The organism is Lentilactobacillus kefiri (assembly GCF_009739535.1).
GTDB lineage: Bacteria > Bacillota > Bacilli > Lactobacillales > Lactobacillaceae > Lentilactobacillus > Lentilactobacillus kefiri.
The window spans coordinates 1711980-1728906 of sequence record NZ_CP029971.1; the positions used below are offsets into that span (position 1 = coordinate 1711980).

Below are 16927 nucleotides of genomic sequence, written 5' to 3' on the forward strand. Positions count from 1 at the left end.
TCATGAAACTCTATAAATTAGGTGGCGTCCTATTACTGAGCCTGATCCTCGTCGGCTGTGGTAACGGTAATTCCAACAAGCAAAGTTCGAATAACGAATCTAAAACCGATATGCAAAACAGTAGCAGCTCATCAAACAGCTCAAGTTCATCCACTGAACAAAGCTCCGCAAGCCAACAGAGTGCAACTGCTACATCAGGTGCCAATAATTCTCAAGCAGACAGTCAGTCATATGATTTTGCATCATTGACCAAAGATTTATCAGCCAAATTGGCAGATACTTTGTTACCGCAAAATTCTGGCCTCGGTGAGACAAGTCAAAACGTTCATATCCGATATAACGGAAATTCTTCCAACAGCACTGTTTACTACAGTACCGGAAGCAATCCGTTGGCACTGAATGATGCCAGCATTAAAGGCGAAACGCCATATGCTGTTTTATCAAAGCGGACTTATTCCTCTGCTTCGCAAGCTCAAGGTCAACTTGATTACACGGCAGCCTCAGAAGTTAAAGGATTGCCTAAAGTAAACCTCGGTCATTCGATTGTTGGTCATACGCAGTCGGGTGCCGGCCAGCAGTACATTACTTGGAACGAAGGTAACTGGTCAATCAGTGTTCATGGAAGTCCAGTTAACAATACCACTCCAAAGAAGTTGGCGGTTTCAAGTGTCACGATGTTTAACAGTTATTCACTTCCTGCTCCAAATACCCAAGGAGTTGTGAAATTCAACGTTGGCAGTTCATCACAAGTCATTACTTGGCAAGACGGCAGCGTTGTTTACCGATTAAAAGCAAATGATCCAGCGGTTGCTATTCGGATGGCAGCCAGCATGAAATAATGATATTCAAAAGAGCTGAAGTGAAAACTTCGGCTTTTTTTATTGTCCCTGTTTGTAAAATTAAGTTAGAAATTTAAAAAGCCATTTGTGATAGACTTTTGAGTGTTGAAATCAAAAGAAAGGCTGATCACAAATGACCTATACTCATCTTACCATAGACGAACTCACTACAATTTATTCCTTTTGGAAGCTCAATAAAAAGGCTTACCGAGTAGCACCAGCACTCCACCGGAGTGCTGAAACCGTTTATCGCATCTATCGTTTTCTTGACGCTGGTGGTACGCTTATTGATTACCAACAACATTATCGACGGCACAAACAACATTGTGGGCGTAAGCCCATTCAACTAGCCCCTGATGAACTGGTTTATATCCAAGCCAAAATTCAAGCGGGGTGGCAACCAGATACAATTATTAATCGCCACGAACGTTCTTTTAGCTGCGGCGTACGAACCCTATATCGCATTTTCAAACATGATGCTTTTGGCTTGTTCGCCAAAGATTTACCCATGCATGGTCAGCGTCACCCTAATGGGTACGTTGAACGACGAGGAAAAGCTGGGCAATTGGGCAGAGATTTAAAAACCCGTTATCAGGACTATCCTAATTTTAAACGAGAATTCGGTCATTTAGAAGGCGACACGGTTCAAGGCAAAAACCATCAGGGTGCCGTAACCACACTGGTTGAACGGCAGACCAAGGTCGCAATTGTTTTGAATTCACATACCAAGTCATCACAAAACGTCAATCGTAGTTTAGCAGCCTGGTTGACGAAGCTGCCACGCCACTTGTTTAAGTCCATCACGTTTGATAATGGTAAGGAGTTCGCCGGTTGGCGAACGATTGCTAACCAGTTTGATTTAAATATTTACTTTGCCGCTGTAGGAGCACCCAATCAACGTGGGTTGAATGAAAACACCAACAACTTACTTCGTAAGGATGGGTTGCACCATGATCTCATCATGGACCAGCTATCAGATGAATTTGTCCAGGCTGTTGCTAGTCGACGGAACCATATTCCCAGAAAAAGTCTCAATTATCAAACACCACTTGAGGCATTCGTAAATCAAATCACTGATGAGCAGCTAAAATTTCTAACTTAATTTGACATTTGAAGTGTCATTAATAATCGTCATTGCGTGGCGTCCTTTGCTGGCATAGAATAAAAGAATAGTCATTAAGAATAGAGGAATTAGGATGCCTGTTGAATTTGAGTATGCCAAATTAAGTGAATTACCCAAAATTGTCGAAATTTATAACGAAATTATTCCCAGTCGACTTGCGACTGCCGATCTGGAACCCGTTTCTGTTGAATCCCGTGAAGGGTGGTTTGAAGCCTTTAATCACGATACTCGGCCACTTTGGGTCATGAAAATTGATGGTCAAATTGCTGGCTGGGTTGGGCTGGAGTCGTTTTATGGCCGGCCGGCTTATCATTGGACAGCGGAAATCAGTATTTACATTGATGCCGATTTCCGTCATCAAGGCTTGGGACAACAAGCCCTTGATTTTGTGATTGGTGAGTTACCCCGGCTGGGACTGGACGCGTTGGTTGCTTTTATTTTCAGTCATAATCTGCCAAGTCAAAAACTCTTTAAACATAACGGATTTGAAACTTGGGGCCATTTGCCGGATGTAGCAGATATGGATGGGCAACGCAGAAGCTTGGATATTTTAGGAAAACATTTTAATTAATTGATATGTAAAAGGTGATCAGAACAGCATTCTGGTCACTTTTTTTGGTTTTAAAAGCGTCAACGACGTGCAATAACTTGCAAAAGATAAGTTACAGTTGTAAACTTAATGTTGTTGAGAGCTACAAATGTAAATTTAAAAAATTAAAAATGAGGTTAATAAAATGATAGACGCAAAGCACGTAACCATCACCGATTCAGAATGGGAAGTTATGAGAGCAATTTGGACAATGGGCCAGACAACCAGCCGTGAGTTGATTGACACAATGAATCAATTGGAAGGCTGGTCGGACTCGACCACCAAGACCCTACTGCACCGCCTGATTAAGAAAGGGGCAGTTGAGCAGACTGGTGCAAGCCGGCCATTTACTTTTAAGCCAGTGGTTGGTGAAAAAGAATCAATGTCGGCTGCCGCAGATGATCTGTTTGACCATATGTGTGCGATGAGGGCAGGATCAACGATTGCCCAAGTGATCAAAACCCGTGAGCTTTCGAAAAGTGATATTGCAGAATTACAAAAGATTTTGGCAGAAAAAGCCAAAGATGCCCCGGAGATGGTTCACTGTAACTGTCTTCCCGGGAAGATGACATGTGAGGAGGATAGCTGAGATGGCAAGTAACAAAGATAATATGAATATGAATCATGACATGAGTGGCATGGATCATTCAAAGATGGATCATTCAAAAATGACGATGGATCATTCCAAGATGTCGATGAATGATGGCAATATGAAAATGGATCACAGCCATATGGATATGAGTCACGAAGGTCACGATGACATGTCTGGAATGGACATGGGCGGTGACATGATGATGCATGGCGGCCAAATGATGCACATGGGTAACCTGAAGCAGAAATTTTGGATTTCTGTTGTTCTCGCTATCCCCGTGTTACTTTTAGCGCCAATTATGGGACTCAACGTTTCAGTTCTCAATTTTAATGCGCCGATATTTGAAGGAATCGCGATTCTCCTTTTTGATACCGCACTTTACTTCTATGGCGGTTCACCATTCTTAAAGGGTGCCTGGGCTGAGGTTAAAAGCAAAGAACCCGCTATGATGACATTGGTCACCCTTGGTATTTCCGTTTCATACTTTTACAGTATTTACGCATTCATTGCCAATAATGTGTTAGCCACATCAACCCACGTGATGGATTTCTCGTTTGAACTGGCAACCTTGATTCTGATCATGTTGTTGGGACACTGGATTGAAATGAACGCTGTGATGGGCGCGGGGGATGCGGTTGAAAAAATGGCCGCTCTCTTACCTAAGACAGCTCATTTGGTTACTGATAATGGTGAAACCAAAGATGTTCAAGTATCTGATTTGCAGGTTGGTCAATCATTTCAGGTTCGTGCAGGTGAAAGTATTCCTGCCGATGGAACCATCACGAATGGTCAATCAACTGTTAATGAAGCATTAGTAACTGGTGAATCTGCTGCCGTTACCAAGAATCCCGGTGACAAGGTCATTGGTGGTGCGACAAACAATAACGGAACATTAACCGTTCAAATTACCGGTACCGGTGAATCAGGATATTTGTCACAAGTTATGAAGATGGTTTCTGAAGCTCAACAGTCAAAGTCTAAAGCTGAAGGTCTGGCGGATCTCGTTGCCAAGTATCTTTTCTACGCAGCATTGTCAATTGGGATCATCGCCTTCTTCGCATGGCTGCCGCAAGGCTTTTCAGTTGGGGTTACCCGGATGGTCACGGTATTTGTGATTGCTTGTCCTCATGCATTGGGGCTCGCGGTTCCATTGGTAATCGCCCGTTCAACTGCAATCGGGGCTCAAAATGGTCTGTTGGTTCGAAATCGTCAGGCAATTGAAGCAAGTCAGCATGTCAGTCATGTGTTGCTGGACAAAACCGGTACTCTGACTGAAGGCAAATTTACCGTGAATGCCGTCGTCCCAACTATTGGAAATGACGAACAAACATTGTTAAGTAAATTAGCTGCTCTCGAGAGTAACTCGACTCATCCACTTGCACAGGCGATTCTTTCAGCTGCAGAAGCAAAAGGCATCTTTGTTAAGGCCGCCGAGAACTCTCAAAATATCCCCGGTGTTGGCATTTCCGGAGATATTGACGGTCAAAATTACACGATTGTCAATGGAAACTATTTGACCAAAAATGGGATTTCATTTGACAACGCCACTGCTGATCAGTGGGCCGCCAAAGGCAACTCTGTCAGCTTCCTTCTTCAAGGCAAACAGGTTTTGGGAATGGTTGCTGAAGGTGATACCATCAAGTCCGGTGCCAAAGATTTGATCAACGGATTAAAGAAACGTGGGATTACCCCGGTTATGCTGACTGGTGATAACCAGAAAGCAGCCGAACATGTTGCCAAGCTACTTGGCTTAGACGAATTTCATGCTGGTCTGCTGCCCAACGACAAGCAAAAGATTGTCTCTGAGTCCCAGGCTAAGGGCAATCACGTCATCATGGTTGGTGACGGTGTCAACGACGCTCCAAGTTTGGCAGAAGCCAATATTGGTGTTGCCATTGGTGCCGGAACTGATGTCGCAATCGATTCCGCTGATGTCATCTTGGTTAAATCAGAACCAAGTGATATTCTCCACTTCCTTGACTTAGCTAAAATTACCAACCGTAAAATGGTTCAAAACCTCTGGTGGGGAGCCGGATATAACATCATTGCCATCCCATTGGCAGCCGGTGTTCTGGCATTCGCTGGACTTATCTTGGACCCAGCCGTTGGAGCGGTTGTCATGGCAATGTCGACAGTTATCGTTGCGATTAACGCAATGGGATTGACAGCTGATAAAATTAAAAATGATTAAGCTTAAAATGTGATAACCAAAAAATGAGGCCGAAACAAAAGTGTATGCTTTTGCTTCAGCCTCTTTTTTGGAATGTCATATTATTTTGCTAAAACGCCGTTTGTCCCACTCTCTATTTTTGAGCGACAACCAACGATTTGATTGCTTCACGTTTGGCCATGGCCTGGTAGGCATCATCAATTTCATCGAGCGTAAAGCGCTTGGTAAAGACCTTGCCTGGGTGAATATCGCCATCCAAGACCGCCTTTAGCAGAACTGATTTGTCATAGGTGGTTACAGAAGCGGGACCACCGGCAATTGCCAGGTTACTGTAAAATGAGTTCGTTAAATCGGTCTTTTTTGTATGAGGCAGGCCAACTCGGCCGACGGTTGCACCTGGACGGGCAACTTTCATTGCGGTATCGGTTGATAATTCAGAGCCAACACACTCAAGAACAGCATCGGCGCCGGCGCCGTTGGTTAAAGCCATAACCTTAGCGACGGCTTCGTCACCACGTTCAGGGACAATATCGGTTGCCCCAAATTCGGTTGCCAGCTTTTGACGGTCCTCATGGCGGCTCATTGCAATGATTCGGCTTGCGCCACGCATCTGTGAGGCGATTACACCGCAAAGGCCGACAGCACCGTCACCGACAACGACGACTGTATCACCGGGCTTAACGTTGGCGACACGGGCAGCATGATAGCCGGTTGCCATGACGTCTGCGAGAGTCAGTAACGAATTTAACATGCCGTCACTATAGTCTTCAGGTTTGCCTGGAATCTTAACCAGTGACCACTCGGCATGCTGGTAACGAACGTATTCGGCTTGATAACCAGCACTAAAGTTGTCGCTATGACTCTGACAGCTTCCTTCGTAACCGGCACGGCAGGCAGCACAATGACCGCAGCCGTGGGTAAATGGTGCGATTACAAAGTCTCCCGGCTTGACAGTTGTAATATTTTTACCGACTTGGTCGACAATTGCGATTGCTTCGTGGCCGGTATTCTCAGAATTCGGCTCCTTATCTTCTAAATCACGATAAGCCCATAAGTCTGATCCACAGACACAAGCTCGAACAATGTGTAAAATTGCGTCATCATCAGCTTGAATGGTTGGCTTGTCAATGTTTTGAATTTCAACTTTGCCAGGTTTTACAAAAATGGTTGATTTCATGTCATAATCTCCTCATAAATTTATTTACAAGGTTATTGTAAACCTTAAAGTCGACTTGAAGGCAAGCCTGGATAGACTATTTTTCGGCTTCAGAAAGCCGTTCCTGGAGTCTAATATCGTATTGGCGCATCACTGGAATCAGCAGGACAAAGATGCCGCAAATGACCGTCCCAATGCCGGCAATGATAAAGAGTGTTTCAACTCCCAGCGAATCGGCAAGTGGCCCCGCAAAAATCAAGCCAAGGGGGCCGGTCAGACTCAGAATTGAATTTAAGACGCCCAAAATCCGTCCCAGCTGCTTGGCGGGATAACTTTGTTGGATCATGGCCATTAACAGGGTATTAAAGAGTGGACTGGCAACCCCTTCGATCACGTTTAAAATTGCGAACCAGATGAACCCGGTTTGATTACCGGGAAGAAGGCCGCTGATGCCAGTTGGAACGCCAACCAGGAAAAGTGAGAAGATGACCGGCTTCATTCGATCCGCCCAGTTTCCCCAGATGCCGATAATCGCCCCGCCGGCAAGCATGCCACTGGAGTATAGGACTTCAATGAATCCCGCTTGGCCGACGGTTCCCTGAAAATATTTCATAGTCATGAGCGGATACATGCTTGAAGCGGGCATAATGAGCAGCATGAAGACGGCACCGGTTATGGTGATGTACCAGAGCCCCTTGTTGCCCATGAGCTGCTGGAGGCCTAATTTTGTGTTATGGAGCATGTGCAGGGCAGCGTCGATTTTTTCATTATTGGGAATCTGAACCCAAATCAAAAAGCTGATGCCAAGAATTGCCCCGAGAACGTCCAGTAAAATCAGGTATTGCATGGGGATAATTGCAAACAAGAAAGCTCCTAACGCAGGCGCAATCACCATGTTGGCTGACTGAACCATTCCCAGCTGACCGTTGACTCTGGTTAATTCTGCATCTGGAACCATCGTCGGCATAACCGATTGAATGGTTGGCATCTGAAATGTTTGCGCAATTGATCGCATTAGTAACGATACAAAAATCAGCCAGACTGGAAAGACGTGAAAGACGCCGCCAGAGACTGACAGGATAATGGCGAAGATTGCGGCCACAATATCCGGCACGATCAACAAGGCTTTTTTTTTCCACCGGTCTACCAGCGGGCCGACAAATGGACTCAGCAAGGCCATCGGCAGCATGCCCAAAATTGTGGCAATGCTCAAGATGGTTGCAGAGCCGGTCTCTTTAGTCAGGTACCAGATGATGGCATATTGAACAATCATACTGGTGATTCCCGTCAAAAACTGGCTGGTTAAAAACAAATATATATTACGGCGCCAATGTGCTTCGTTAACTTTCATGGCGAATACCTCGTGACTTTCTGGAATGATTGTTATCAACATTTTACCTTATTCGTCATAAAAGCGGGGAAATACCGTCAAAGTTCCTGACTTTGATTGATGGTTGTGATAAGCTCATTGAAGACAAAGAATGTATATTAAAGGAGATATAAAATGACTTTACCTCAATTAGATTTAGATAACGCTAAAGGACCCAAGGCTACCATTAAGACCAACCACGGCGACATTGTGGTTCAATTATTCCCTGAACAAGCTCCCAAGACGGTTGAAAACTTCATTGCTTTGGCCGAAAAGGGCTACTACAATGGCGTCATTTTCCACCGGGTCATTCCTGATTTCATGATTCAAGGTGGCGATCCAACCGGAACCGGGATGGGTGGCGAAAGCAGCTTTGGCGGCAACTTTGCCGATGAATTCTCACCTGAACTGTTCAACATCAACGGGGCCTTATCAATGGCTAATGCCGGTCCAGATACCAATGGCAGTCAGTTCTTCATTGTCAGCAACGAACACGTTGATGACGGCATGATTTCTCAGATGAAGACTGCCGGTTATCCAGAAGAAATTATTGAAGCATACAAGAACGGCGGCACACCATGGCTCGACTTCAGACACACTGTCTTTGGCCAAGTCATCTCTGGTATGGACGTTGTTAAAGAAATCAGCCAAGTTGCCAAGAACGCCCAAGACAAGCCTAAAGAAGACGTTGTCATGGAAAAGGTTGAAATCAGTAAATAATTGAAGCATCTATCAAAATCCACAGCTGGACCAGAAATTTTCTGGCCCAGCTTTTTTGTGCAATTAAACAATCAATAATCCACAGTCACCGACTCATTCGCGGTACGATGGTCTTGTAGAAATCAGAAACTTGTGATTAAGGCGGTGAAATTATGGTTAAATTTGATCAAACATATCGAAAAGAAGTTAATATTACTCAGCCATATATTCAAGGCGAAACTGAAGACGAAGTTCGCAGGAAGTATCACTTGGATAAAGTGGTTAAATTGGGGTCTAATGAAAACCCATATGCGCCGTACTATCATTCAAAGAACGCAATGATTCACAGTATCAGTACCTTGAATCGATATCCTGAAGATGACTTTGTTAACATGAAGAAGCTTCTGGCTGACGAAACCGGATTGAAGCCGGAAAACGTTGCTTTGGGAAGTGGCGCCGGCAATATCATTGAAACCATCTCCAAGATGTTTATCAACGAAGGCGATGAAGTTCTCATTGCCAAGCAGTCGTACCGGTTGTATCGTGAGGTTTCCAAATTAATGGGTGCCAAAGTGATTGAAATTCCGTTGACTGCCGACTATCAGTTTGACCTGGATCAGTTTGAGCAAAAATAACCGATAAAACCAAGCTGATTTGGCTTTGCAATCCCAATAACCCAACCGGAACGATTACCGATGCGTCAAAGCTTGAAGCATTCATGGATAAGGTCCCTGATAACGTTTGGGTCGTTGTGGATGAAGCGTATGCTCAATTTGCCGATCATCTGAGCTTGGCCAACTTTATTCGGTATATTGGTAAAAAACGGGTGATGGTGGTTCGGACATTTTCCAAGTTTTATGGTTTGGCTGGTGCCCGACTGGGATACGTATTGTCCGACCCTGAGGCCATTCAGGCGTACGACACTGTGACGGAGCCATTCAACACTAACCGGACGGCAATTGCCGGGGCTGCCGCCGCAATGCAATTTGATAAAGCCGAAATTGATAAAACCCGGAAAAAGATTTTAGGTGATCGTGAAGGCTTGGTTGAATCGTTGGGGTTACTGGGGTTCACGGTTGCGCCTTCCCAAGCCAACTTTGTGTTTGCAAAGCTGCCGGACGGTGCGCCCGATGCAACTCAAGTCGTCGATGATTTGATGAAGCAGGGGGTTATCATCCGTGACTGCACGCCATGGGGGTATCCTCATCATATCCGGGTGACAGTTGGCACACACAAAGAATTAGAATTCTTCTTGTCCAAATTAACGGCCGTATTATCACATTAAGGATTGAAACCGACTGTCCGCATGATTGTTGGTTAGGATGTCGTCAAACAATTAAATGGATCACAAAAAAGCAATCATTCCTTGGCGGGATGATTGCTTTTATATTGATGTTATTCGATTTTAAATGTCTAGCTGACAATGTCTAATGGGCCGTGATCGTCTACATGATTGTCATGAACGTGTTGCAATCTGCCGTTTACAAGGTAATCCATGTGATCGCCATGGGGAACTTCTTGATGGCCGCAATAGTCATCATGAATTTCACCTTCAACAGGATGTTCACCATCGGGATTTTGATCTGAAACTTCGATTTTACATTCATCCCAGTGATCTTCATGTTTATGGTGTAAGTGACCGTTGGCTTCTACAAAATCAATATGATCGTGATGCAAAACCTTGGTGTGGCCGCAGTGCAAACTATGAACATGGTTAGTGTCAACTTCAGCTTTTAAATCTGTCATTGGTATTCCTCCTTTGGGAACTCCTTAAGCGTCTGTACAGTTATTATATAAACATATGCAAATATGGCCGTCAAGAATCATGACTTTCTTTTTTAAGGCCGGCACATAAGCAAAGTGAGCGCTTCCTGTAAAGCCGGATTTGATGGCCTTTTTATCGTCGTCCGAGAAACATTCGACTGTTCAATCAGTTTTAATAAATTTCCAAAATAGACTGGACGAAAGAGGAGTGGTTATGTATAATAAACAGTAACCATTACCATTTACTTTGATAAGACTTCATGTCAATATATTTTCAAACAAAATAATGACTTCCGAATCTTGCCTCAACAGCAGTGAATGTATCATCACCCTTATCAAAGTGTCTGCCTACAAACTAACAACAAATGGCTGGTTGTCATCACTTCATGTGCCCGCAAATTTATTTGCGGGAATATGAAGTGATTTTTATTTGGCGTCACTGGCGCTGGCGACTCAAACCATTATTTTCACTATAAAAGAACGTGAAATACTTATGTTTTTACGAGCTAAGGGGTTATCTATCCGGGCTGTTGCGTTACGGCTGGGGCGAAATCCAAGCACTATTTCACGGGAGTTAAAACGTTGTGCAGGTAATTATTCCCCAAGCAAAGCAGATAATGACTATCATCAAAAGCGGCAGAATTGTCACAAGAAGCGACTATTAGACAGCCATCCACAATTACGTCGTCAAATTGTTCATTACATCTTAGATCTGCACTGGTCACCAGAGCAGATTACCGCTCGCTTTAATAAGGAACATCAATGGTGTGTTAGCTACAACACAATTTACCGTCATATCTATCAACACAATTTAGGTGAGAAGTACTCCTCACGTGGTGATACCGGTATTCAGCGCCATCTCAGACATAAACATCGGACTCGGCATTCAAAGAATACTAGACGACATCGAGAAGTACAGACCGACTATATCTCGATCCATGAGCGCCCTGGTTTTATCAACCAGCGTCAACGTATAGGTGACTGGGAAATTGATACTGTGATTGGTCGAACGGGTCACTCCATCCTTTTAACGGTTGTCGATCGGCTTAGTCGGCTTACGCTTATCAAAAAGGTTGTGCAAAAGGACTCGCAGGAGATAAATAAAGGCTTAGTTGAACTGTTAGGGGACATTCCTAAAGAATTTGTTCATTCTATTACACCAGATCATGGGACCGAATTTCTTCATCTTGATGAAATCAGCGAAAGGTTAGGTGTTACTGTCTATTGGCCCGATCCATATTCGCCTGAACAGCGTGGAACAAATGAGAATACAAATGGATTAATCCGGGAATATTTTCCCAAGCGAACAGATATTGATAATTATACAGAACAGGACGTTGAACACTGCCAAAAGCAGTTAAATCAACGTCCTCGCAAAGTGTTAAACTATGAAACCCCATATGAAGTATTTTTTGACAAACCGTTGCACTTAGTTTGACAATTCGCCAGATACAAAAAAGGACCTCAGCGAGTGAGATCCTTCGATTTTAATTATTTTTGAATTTGTTTCAAAACATTTTTAACAGCCTGTGCTTGAAATTCCGCCTGAGCCTGCTTCGTAACCTTGGCACGATCAGCAGCTGACATCGTCGGATCTTTCTTCATAGCAGCCATTACTTGTTTGGTAATGAATGCTTTTGCCTGAACCTTAAGTTTTGATTGGTAAGACTTGCTTGCCATGACTTTCTTTAAGGCCTTGGCTTGTTTAACAGACAGCACTTGAACTGAGTGATTGACATAAAAAATGTTTTGGCGTTTAACAAACTTGTGATTTTCACCAGCAATTCCAAACCAGAACTTGGCAGCGTCATTCTTGTATTCCCAACGGGTTGTGTTGGTTACAAGATGAGTCGAGCCGTTAACTTTGACCACTTTGTTGGTGGTGTCAGTCGTTTGGGTATGGGATTTTTTCTTTGAATCATGTTGCTTTTGGTAGATGTAGACTTGATGCTTATTTGCGGTACCAATTGGTTGATACAAAAGCATCTGCATTTGTTTGTTGCCAACTGGGTAAATTTGAGTTGTGGTTGTCGTGGTAACCTGCTTCATTCCGTAATGGTCACGGTCATTTTTAATGATGAAAACCATTGATACGATTGCCAACAGCAGTGACAGCGCAGTTAATGTGTAACTTGTCGGCTTGTTGGAAATGTAGATGAAGAAGATAAATGAGAGAACCACGCCAATACCAAGTGTTAAAACAATCATTAGTCTTCATCTCCTTTTTTAGTATAGTCGCTTGAGTGACCACGGTTTTTCAAGAAGAAGGCGGTAATCAAGGCTAAGATACAGAAGAGTAGTGAAATGGCAAATGCGGCATGATAACCGGTTAAGGTGGCGTTGATCATGTGATCACGGTAGCCCAACGGATTGGTTGTCAGCATTGATTTGCCGGGCTGATTGCTCTTGGTAACGTTGGTCAAAATACTGATTAAGACCGCAGTTCCAATTGATGAAGCAATCTGTCGCTGGGTATTGTTAACAGCGGTTCCGTGACTAATCAAATTGATTGGCAACGAGTTCATACCAACGGTGGTTGCAGGCATCATTGTCATTGAAATCCCAAACATCCGGATTGCATAGAAGACAACAATGTACAAAGTTGAGGTGCTCTTGGTAATAAAGATGAATGGAATTGAACCAAGTGTTAAGAGGAACATTCCAATGATTGAAAGGCGTTTGGCACCATACCGGTCAACAGCTCGACCAGTAATGGGACTCATAATTCCCATCATCAAAGCACCTGCCAACAGGGTTAATCCGGAATGGAATGCTGACATTCCTTTAACGATCTGCAGGTACAATGGAATAACCATTTCAACTCCAACCATGGCCATCATGGTGACGGAACTAAGGACAGCTGAAATTGTAAATGGAAATGAACGGTAAACTCGGAATTCCAAGAATGGTGTCTTCATGGTTAATTGTCGCCAAATGAACAGTGTAATGAAGATCACACCAACAATTAACGTTGAAATAACTGTGGTGCTGCCCCAGCCATCTTCACCAACAGAAGAGAAGCCGTAAAGCAAACTTCCAAATCCGATGGTCGACATTGCGATTGATAATATGTCGATGCCGGTCTTCTTGGTATCCAAGACGCTTTTAACGAACCAGAAGCTGGCAAGAATAACCAGGAACATTAATGGGATGATCATTCCGAAAAGATCACGCCAGGTCCAGTTATCAATAACCCATCCTGAAAGGGTTGGGCCAAGGGCAGGCACCAGTCCGATAACAATTCCGGCAAGCCCCATGGCGGTTCCACGCTTTGCGGGTGGAAAGATTGACAGCATAATTGTCTGAAGGAGTGGCATGGTAACACCAACACCCAGTGCTTGAATTAAACGGCCAATCAACAGAACGGCGAAGCTGGGAGCGATATAACAAACAATCGTTCCGGCAAAAAAGACCATCATGGCAGCAATATACAGCCACTTTGAATTAAATCTTGTGCTCAGCCAGGCACTAACAGGAATCATAATTCCGTTAACCATCATGAATCCAGTCGTTAACCACTGAACAGTCGATGTATTGACATCGAATGCTTTCATAATAGTAGGAAATGCGGTTGAAAGAATTGTCTGATTAAGAACCGTGCAGAATGTTCCAATCAGAATAACGATAATCATTAAGCCGCGGTTATATGGTTTCCCGTTTTTATCTAATGTGTTACCCACGATTTACTACCTTCTTTATTGTAAAATTTTGATTTTATCTAAAAATCGAACAGGGACTAATATAAGATTATTCGACGTCATTATCAAGCATCTTGACAAACATATTTAAAAATATATACTTAATGTTAATAAATGTCTCACCGGTATTAGACAATTTAATAATTGCAATGCCGATATCAAGGCAATGGAAGCAATTACAAATATTTGTCATTTGGAAATGAGGGATCATTGTGGACAAGGAGTTCCAGCACAAGCTGGCTCAAATCATGAAAAATAACGATTGGCATCTTGGAATCGGTGACGTTGCTACCGCGACCGGGGTTTCTCAAACCAAACTTCGTTATTGGGAAAGTAAGGGCTATATCGAAAGCATTCAGGGAAAAGGGCAGAACCGAAAATTTACCTATAGTATGCTGATGAAGGTTTATCAGATGAAGCTGTTGTTAGATCAGGGATATACCCTTTCAGTGGCTGCGCAGAAGGCCGAGTCTAAGAGTCATGAATTAAAATTATTGAAACAGGTTTTATTTGACCGATTTGAAGGAATGGCCACAATCGATGGTCAGCCCGCAGTTAACCTGGGGTACTTGGACGACAATGATAAGAAGTCAATCCTTTATGCGGTTGTTAGTAAAGAAGGAACCAAGTTTAAAGTTGTTCCAGCCGAAAATAAAATTTAAGAAATTTGAAGAAATTAACGCTTGCTTTTTGTACCCCTATAAGCGTTACACTATGTAGTGTTATTAAAAATGATGGAGGAGAATTCATGTTAGAGAAGATCACTTACAAAGAATTGCTTAGCCACGCATTTGATATTCCAGTTTCAGCCACATACTGGGATGGCAAGACTGAAAATTATGGCGATGGCGAGCCGCAAGTTAAAATTGATATTAAAAAAGAGATTCCATTAAAGAAAATGACTTCACAACCAACTTTGGTGTTGGCAGAAGCCTATATGAACGGTGATATTGAAATTGAAGGCAGCATTGAAGATTTGGTTGCCTCCGCATTCAGAGCCGACCACAGCTTTTTGACCAACAATCCATTTTTGAAGCATTTACCAAAGGTATCTCATTCCGAAAAGGCTAGTGAGAGCGATATTCAAAAGCATTATGATATCGGTAATGATTTTTATAGATTGTGGCTTGATAAGAGTATGACTTATTCATGTGCTTATTTTGAACATGATGACGATACTTTGGAACAGGCTCAAATTAATAAAGACCGTCATATTCTACACAAGCTTAATCCAGTACCCGGCAACTCATTGCTTGATATTGGAAGTGGCTGGGGAACTCTATTGTTCATGGCTGCCGAAGAATTCGGCTTAAAAGCAACAGGAATCACTTTGAGCCAGGAACAATACGATTACACCATGCAGCAAATCAAGGAACGTCATCTTGAAGACAAGGTTAATGTTTTGTTGGAAGACTACCGTGAAGTCAAAGGTCAATTTGATTACGTCACTTCAGTCGGAATGTTCGAACATGTCGGCAAGGAAAACCTTGGATTGTACTTCCAAAAGGTTCATGATTTCATGAAGCCTGAAGGTCGTGCATTAATTCATGGGATTACCGGCCAACATCAAGGTGCCGGAGTTGATCCATTCTTGAACAAGTACATTTTCCATGGTGGATACATTCCAAACGTTGCCGAAAACATGACTCATATCATGGATGCCGGGATGCAGATGAGCGATTTAGAGCCTCTGCGCCGTCATTATCAAAAGACGTTGGAGATTTGGTACGATAACTACACCAAGGTTATCGATCAAGTGAAGGAAAAGTATGGGGTCCCATTCTCCAGAATGTGGGGCATGTACCTACAAGCCTGTGCTGCTTCATTTGAAGCCGGAAATATTGATGTTATGCAATATCTTTTGACCAATTCACCAAGTGGAACTGGTCTGCCAATGACTCGCCAATACGTTTACAAAGCCAAGGGCGAATAATTTAGATAATAGTAAAGGGAAACGCAATTTTGTGTTTCCCTTTTTTATACTGTGTGGCCGATGCGTTTAAGATAATCTGCAAATGGTTCTTTACCGGTATCTTGACCGGATTCCTTTGCTTCATACCAAGCGATCTTATCGTCTAAAATTTGCAGATGATGTTGGACCTGCCGGTATTTTGTCATGAAATCCGCCTTTGTATCTTTCAACAAATCTAGTCGATTGGGGATGGTGGCATCTCCCTGGGCTCGCCAGGTAACGTACTTTTTGAGATCATTGATGCTCATGCCGGTACCTTTGAGGTGGAGCAGAAATTTAACCCACTTAATATCTTGCTCAGTAAAGTAGCGGCGTCCGTTAGCGGTTCGCTGCGCTTTTAGCAGTCCCTGATTTTCATAATATCGGATCGTCGGGGCCGATAGCCCGACCAGTGTGGCAAACTCCCCAATTTCGTATGTCGGTTCTTTAGTTTTAGTTGGCATGATATTCCTCCAATTGAAAGTCTTGTTTGACTTAAAGTTAACTTTAAGTTGTATTGTACTATTTGTAAAGTCAATAGACAACTTAAGGAGGATATGATGAATAAAAATCAAGATGTAAAAAATGGCGTGATATTTCCCATTGGTTCGAAGAATGATACTTATGCCAAGTATTTTGTCGGCCAAAGTTATTTGCAGGGATTGGTAAACGATCCTACAGTCAACGTTGGTGTCAGCAACGTTACTTTTGAACCCGGATGTCGCAACAACTGGCATATTCACCACAACGGTTATCAAATTTTACTGGTAACCGGAGGTGCTGGCTGGTATCAAGAAGACGGCAAGCCGGCACAGTATTTGGTACCGGGTGACGTTGTCGTTACGCACGATGGTGTTAAACATTGGCACGGCGCTACCAAAGACAGCTGGTTCTCCCATATTGCAATCACGGCGGGAACACCAGAGTGGCTTGAACCGGTATCTGATACGGAATACGATCAATTGGAGGTCAAATAA

The 16927-nt window shown here is 43.3% G+C and carries 18 protein-coding genes; 12 read left to right on the forward strand and 6 right to left on the reverse strand.

Annotated elements, in window-relative coordinates:
- Positions 1–2: 2 nt before the first annotated feature.
- The 5 genes from DNL43_RS08010 (at position 3) to DNL43_RS08030 (ending at position 5334) form a co-directional block, all read left to right on the forward strand.
- Positions 3–839, forward strand: a complete 837-nt coding sequence (locus tag DNL43_RS08010; protein WP_056982453.1) for a hypothetical protein — start codon at positions 3–5, stop codon at positions 837–839.
- Between the two features lie 133 nt (positions 840–972).
- Positions 973–1941 (forward strand): IS30 family transposase, encoded by a 969-nt coding sequence (locus DNL43_RS08015; protein WP_054769923.1) that lies wholly within the window; start codon positions 973–975, stop codon positions 1939–1941.
- A gap of 94 nt (positions 1942–2035) precedes the next feature.
- On the forward strand, positions 2036–2533 hold the full coding sequence (locus DNL43_RS08020; protein ID WP_056982408.1) for a GNAT family N-acetyltransferase: 498 nt from the start codon (positions 2036–2038) through the stop codon (positions 2531–2533).
- 163 nt (positions 2534–2696) lie between these two features.
- The gene (locus DNL43_RS08025) at positions 2697–3140 is read left to right on the forward strand and encodes a CopY/TcrY family copper transport repressor (RefSeq protein ID WP_056982406.1); all 444 of its coding nucleotides are present in this window, start codon (positions 2697–2699) and stop codon (positions 3138–3140) included.
- 1 nt (position 3141) lies between these two features.
- Entirely contained in the window at positions 3142–5334 is a 2193-nt protein-coding gene (locus tag DNL43_RS08030; protein ID WP_056982404.1) for a heavy metal translocating P-type ATPase, read from the forward strand.
- Between the two features lie 112 nt (positions 5335–5446).
- On the opposite strand, the gene DNL43_RS08035 is transcribed toward DNL43_RS08030, so the two are convergent.
- Complete coding sequence (locus DNL43_RS08035) at positions 5447–6490, reverse strand: zinc-binding dehydrogenase (protein WP_054769808.1); 1044 nt, start codon at positions 6488–6490, stop codon at positions 5447–5449.
- Positions 6491–6566: 76 nt separating this feature from the next.
- A complete protein-coding gene (locus DNL43_RS08040; RefSeq protein ID WP_056982402.1) occupies positions 6567–7820 on the reverse strand; it encodes an MFS transporter in 1254 nt (417 codons plus the stop codon).
- 153 nt (positions 7821–7973) lie between these two features.
- Here DNL43_RS08040 and DNL43_RS08045 point away from each other — a divergent pair, with 153 nt between their 5' ends.
- The 3 genes from DNL43_RS08045 to DNL43_RS12405 all read left to right on the forward strand — a co-directional run bounded on the left by DNL43_RS08045 (position 7974) and on the right by DNL43_RS12405 (position 9822).
- Entirely contained in the window at positions 7974–8558 is a 585-nt protein-coding gene (locus tag DNL43_RS08045; RefSeq protein WP_054769807.1) for a peptidylprolyl isomerase, read from the forward strand.
- A gap of 152 nt (positions 8559–8710) precedes the next feature.
- A complete protein-coding gene (locus tag DNL43_RS12400) occupies positions 8711–9172 on the forward strand; it encodes an aminotransferase class I/II-fold pyridoxal phosphate-dependent enzyme (RefSeq protein WP_433962217.1) in 462 nt (153 codons plus the stop codon).
- 53 nt (positions 9173–9225) lie between these two features.
- A complete protein-coding gene (locus DNL43_RS12405; protein WP_434551820.1) occupies positions 9226–9822 on the forward strand; it encodes an aminotransferase class I/II-fold pyridoxal phosphate-dependent enzyme in 597 nt (198 codons plus the stop codon).
- 128 nt (positions 9823–9950) lie between these two features.
- On the opposite strand, the gene DNL43_RS08055 is transcribed toward DNL43_RS12405, so the two are convergent.
- Positions 9951–10283, reverse strand: a complete 333-nt coding sequence (locus tag DNL43_RS08055; RefSeq protein ID WP_054769806.1) for a hypothetical protein — start codon at positions 10281–10283, stop codon at positions 9951–9953.
- A 511-nt stretch (positions 10284–10794) separates the two neighbouring features.
- Between DNL43_RS08055 and DNL43_RS08060 the strand changes: the two genes are divergently transcribed.
- The gene (locus DNL43_RS08060; protein WP_263863748.1) at positions 10795–11739 is read left to right on the forward strand and encodes an IS30 family transposase; all 945 of its coding nucleotides are present in this window, start codon (positions 10795–10797) and stop codon (positions 11737–11739) included.
- Positions 11740–11792: 53 nt separating this feature from the next.
- Here the strand turns inward: DNL43_RS08060 and DNL43_RS08065 are convergent, their stop codons facing one another.
- Both DNL43_RS08065 and DNL43_RS08070 read right to left on the reverse strand, forming a co-directional pair.
- Positions 11793–12509 (reverse strand): DUF4811 domain-containing protein, encoded by a 717-nt coding sequence (locus tag DNL43_RS08065; protein WP_054769510.1) that lies wholly within the window; start codon positions 12507–12509, stop codon positions 11793–11795.
- Positions 12509–13981, reverse strand: a complete 1473-nt coding sequence (locus DNL43_RS08070; protein ID WP_056982357.1) for an MDR family MFS transporter — start codon at positions 13979–13981, stop codon at positions 12509–12511. Before DNL43_RS08070 ends, DNL43_RS08065 begins: the two co-directional genes overlap by 1 nt.
- 230 nt (positions 13982–14211) lie before the next feature.
- On the opposite strand from DNL43_RS08070, the gene DNL43_RS08075 reads away from it, so the two are divergent.
- Both DNL43_RS08075 and DNL43_RS08080 read left to right on the forward strand, forming a co-directional pair.
- Complete coding sequence (locus DNL43_RS08075) at positions 14212–14661, forward strand: MerR family transcriptional regulator (RefSeq protein ID WP_054769511.1); 450 nt, start codon at positions 14212–14214, stop codon at positions 14659–14661.
- Positions 14662–14747: 86 nt separating this feature from the next.
- The gene (locus DNL43_RS08080; RefSeq protein WP_156645056.1) at positions 14748–15932 is read left to right on the forward strand and encodes an SAM-dependent methyltransferase; all 1185 of its coding nucleotides are present in this window, start codon (positions 14748–14750) and stop codon (positions 15930–15932) included.
- Positions 15933–15976: 44 nt separating this feature from the next.
- On the opposite strand, the gene DNL43_RS08085 is transcribed toward DNL43_RS08080, so the two are convergent.
- Positions 15977–16414, reverse strand: a complete 438-nt coding sequence (locus tag DNL43_RS08085; RefSeq protein WP_054769513.1) for a MerR family transcriptional regulator — start codon at positions 16412–16414, stop codon at positions 15977–15979.
- A 96-nt stretch (positions 16415–16510) separates the two neighbouring features.
- Between DNL43_RS08085 and DNL43_RS08090 the strand changes: the two genes are divergently transcribed.
- Entirely contained in the window at positions 16511–16927 is a 417-nt protein-coding gene (locus DNL43_RS08090) for a cupin domain-containing protein (protein ID WP_169790311.1), read from the forward strand.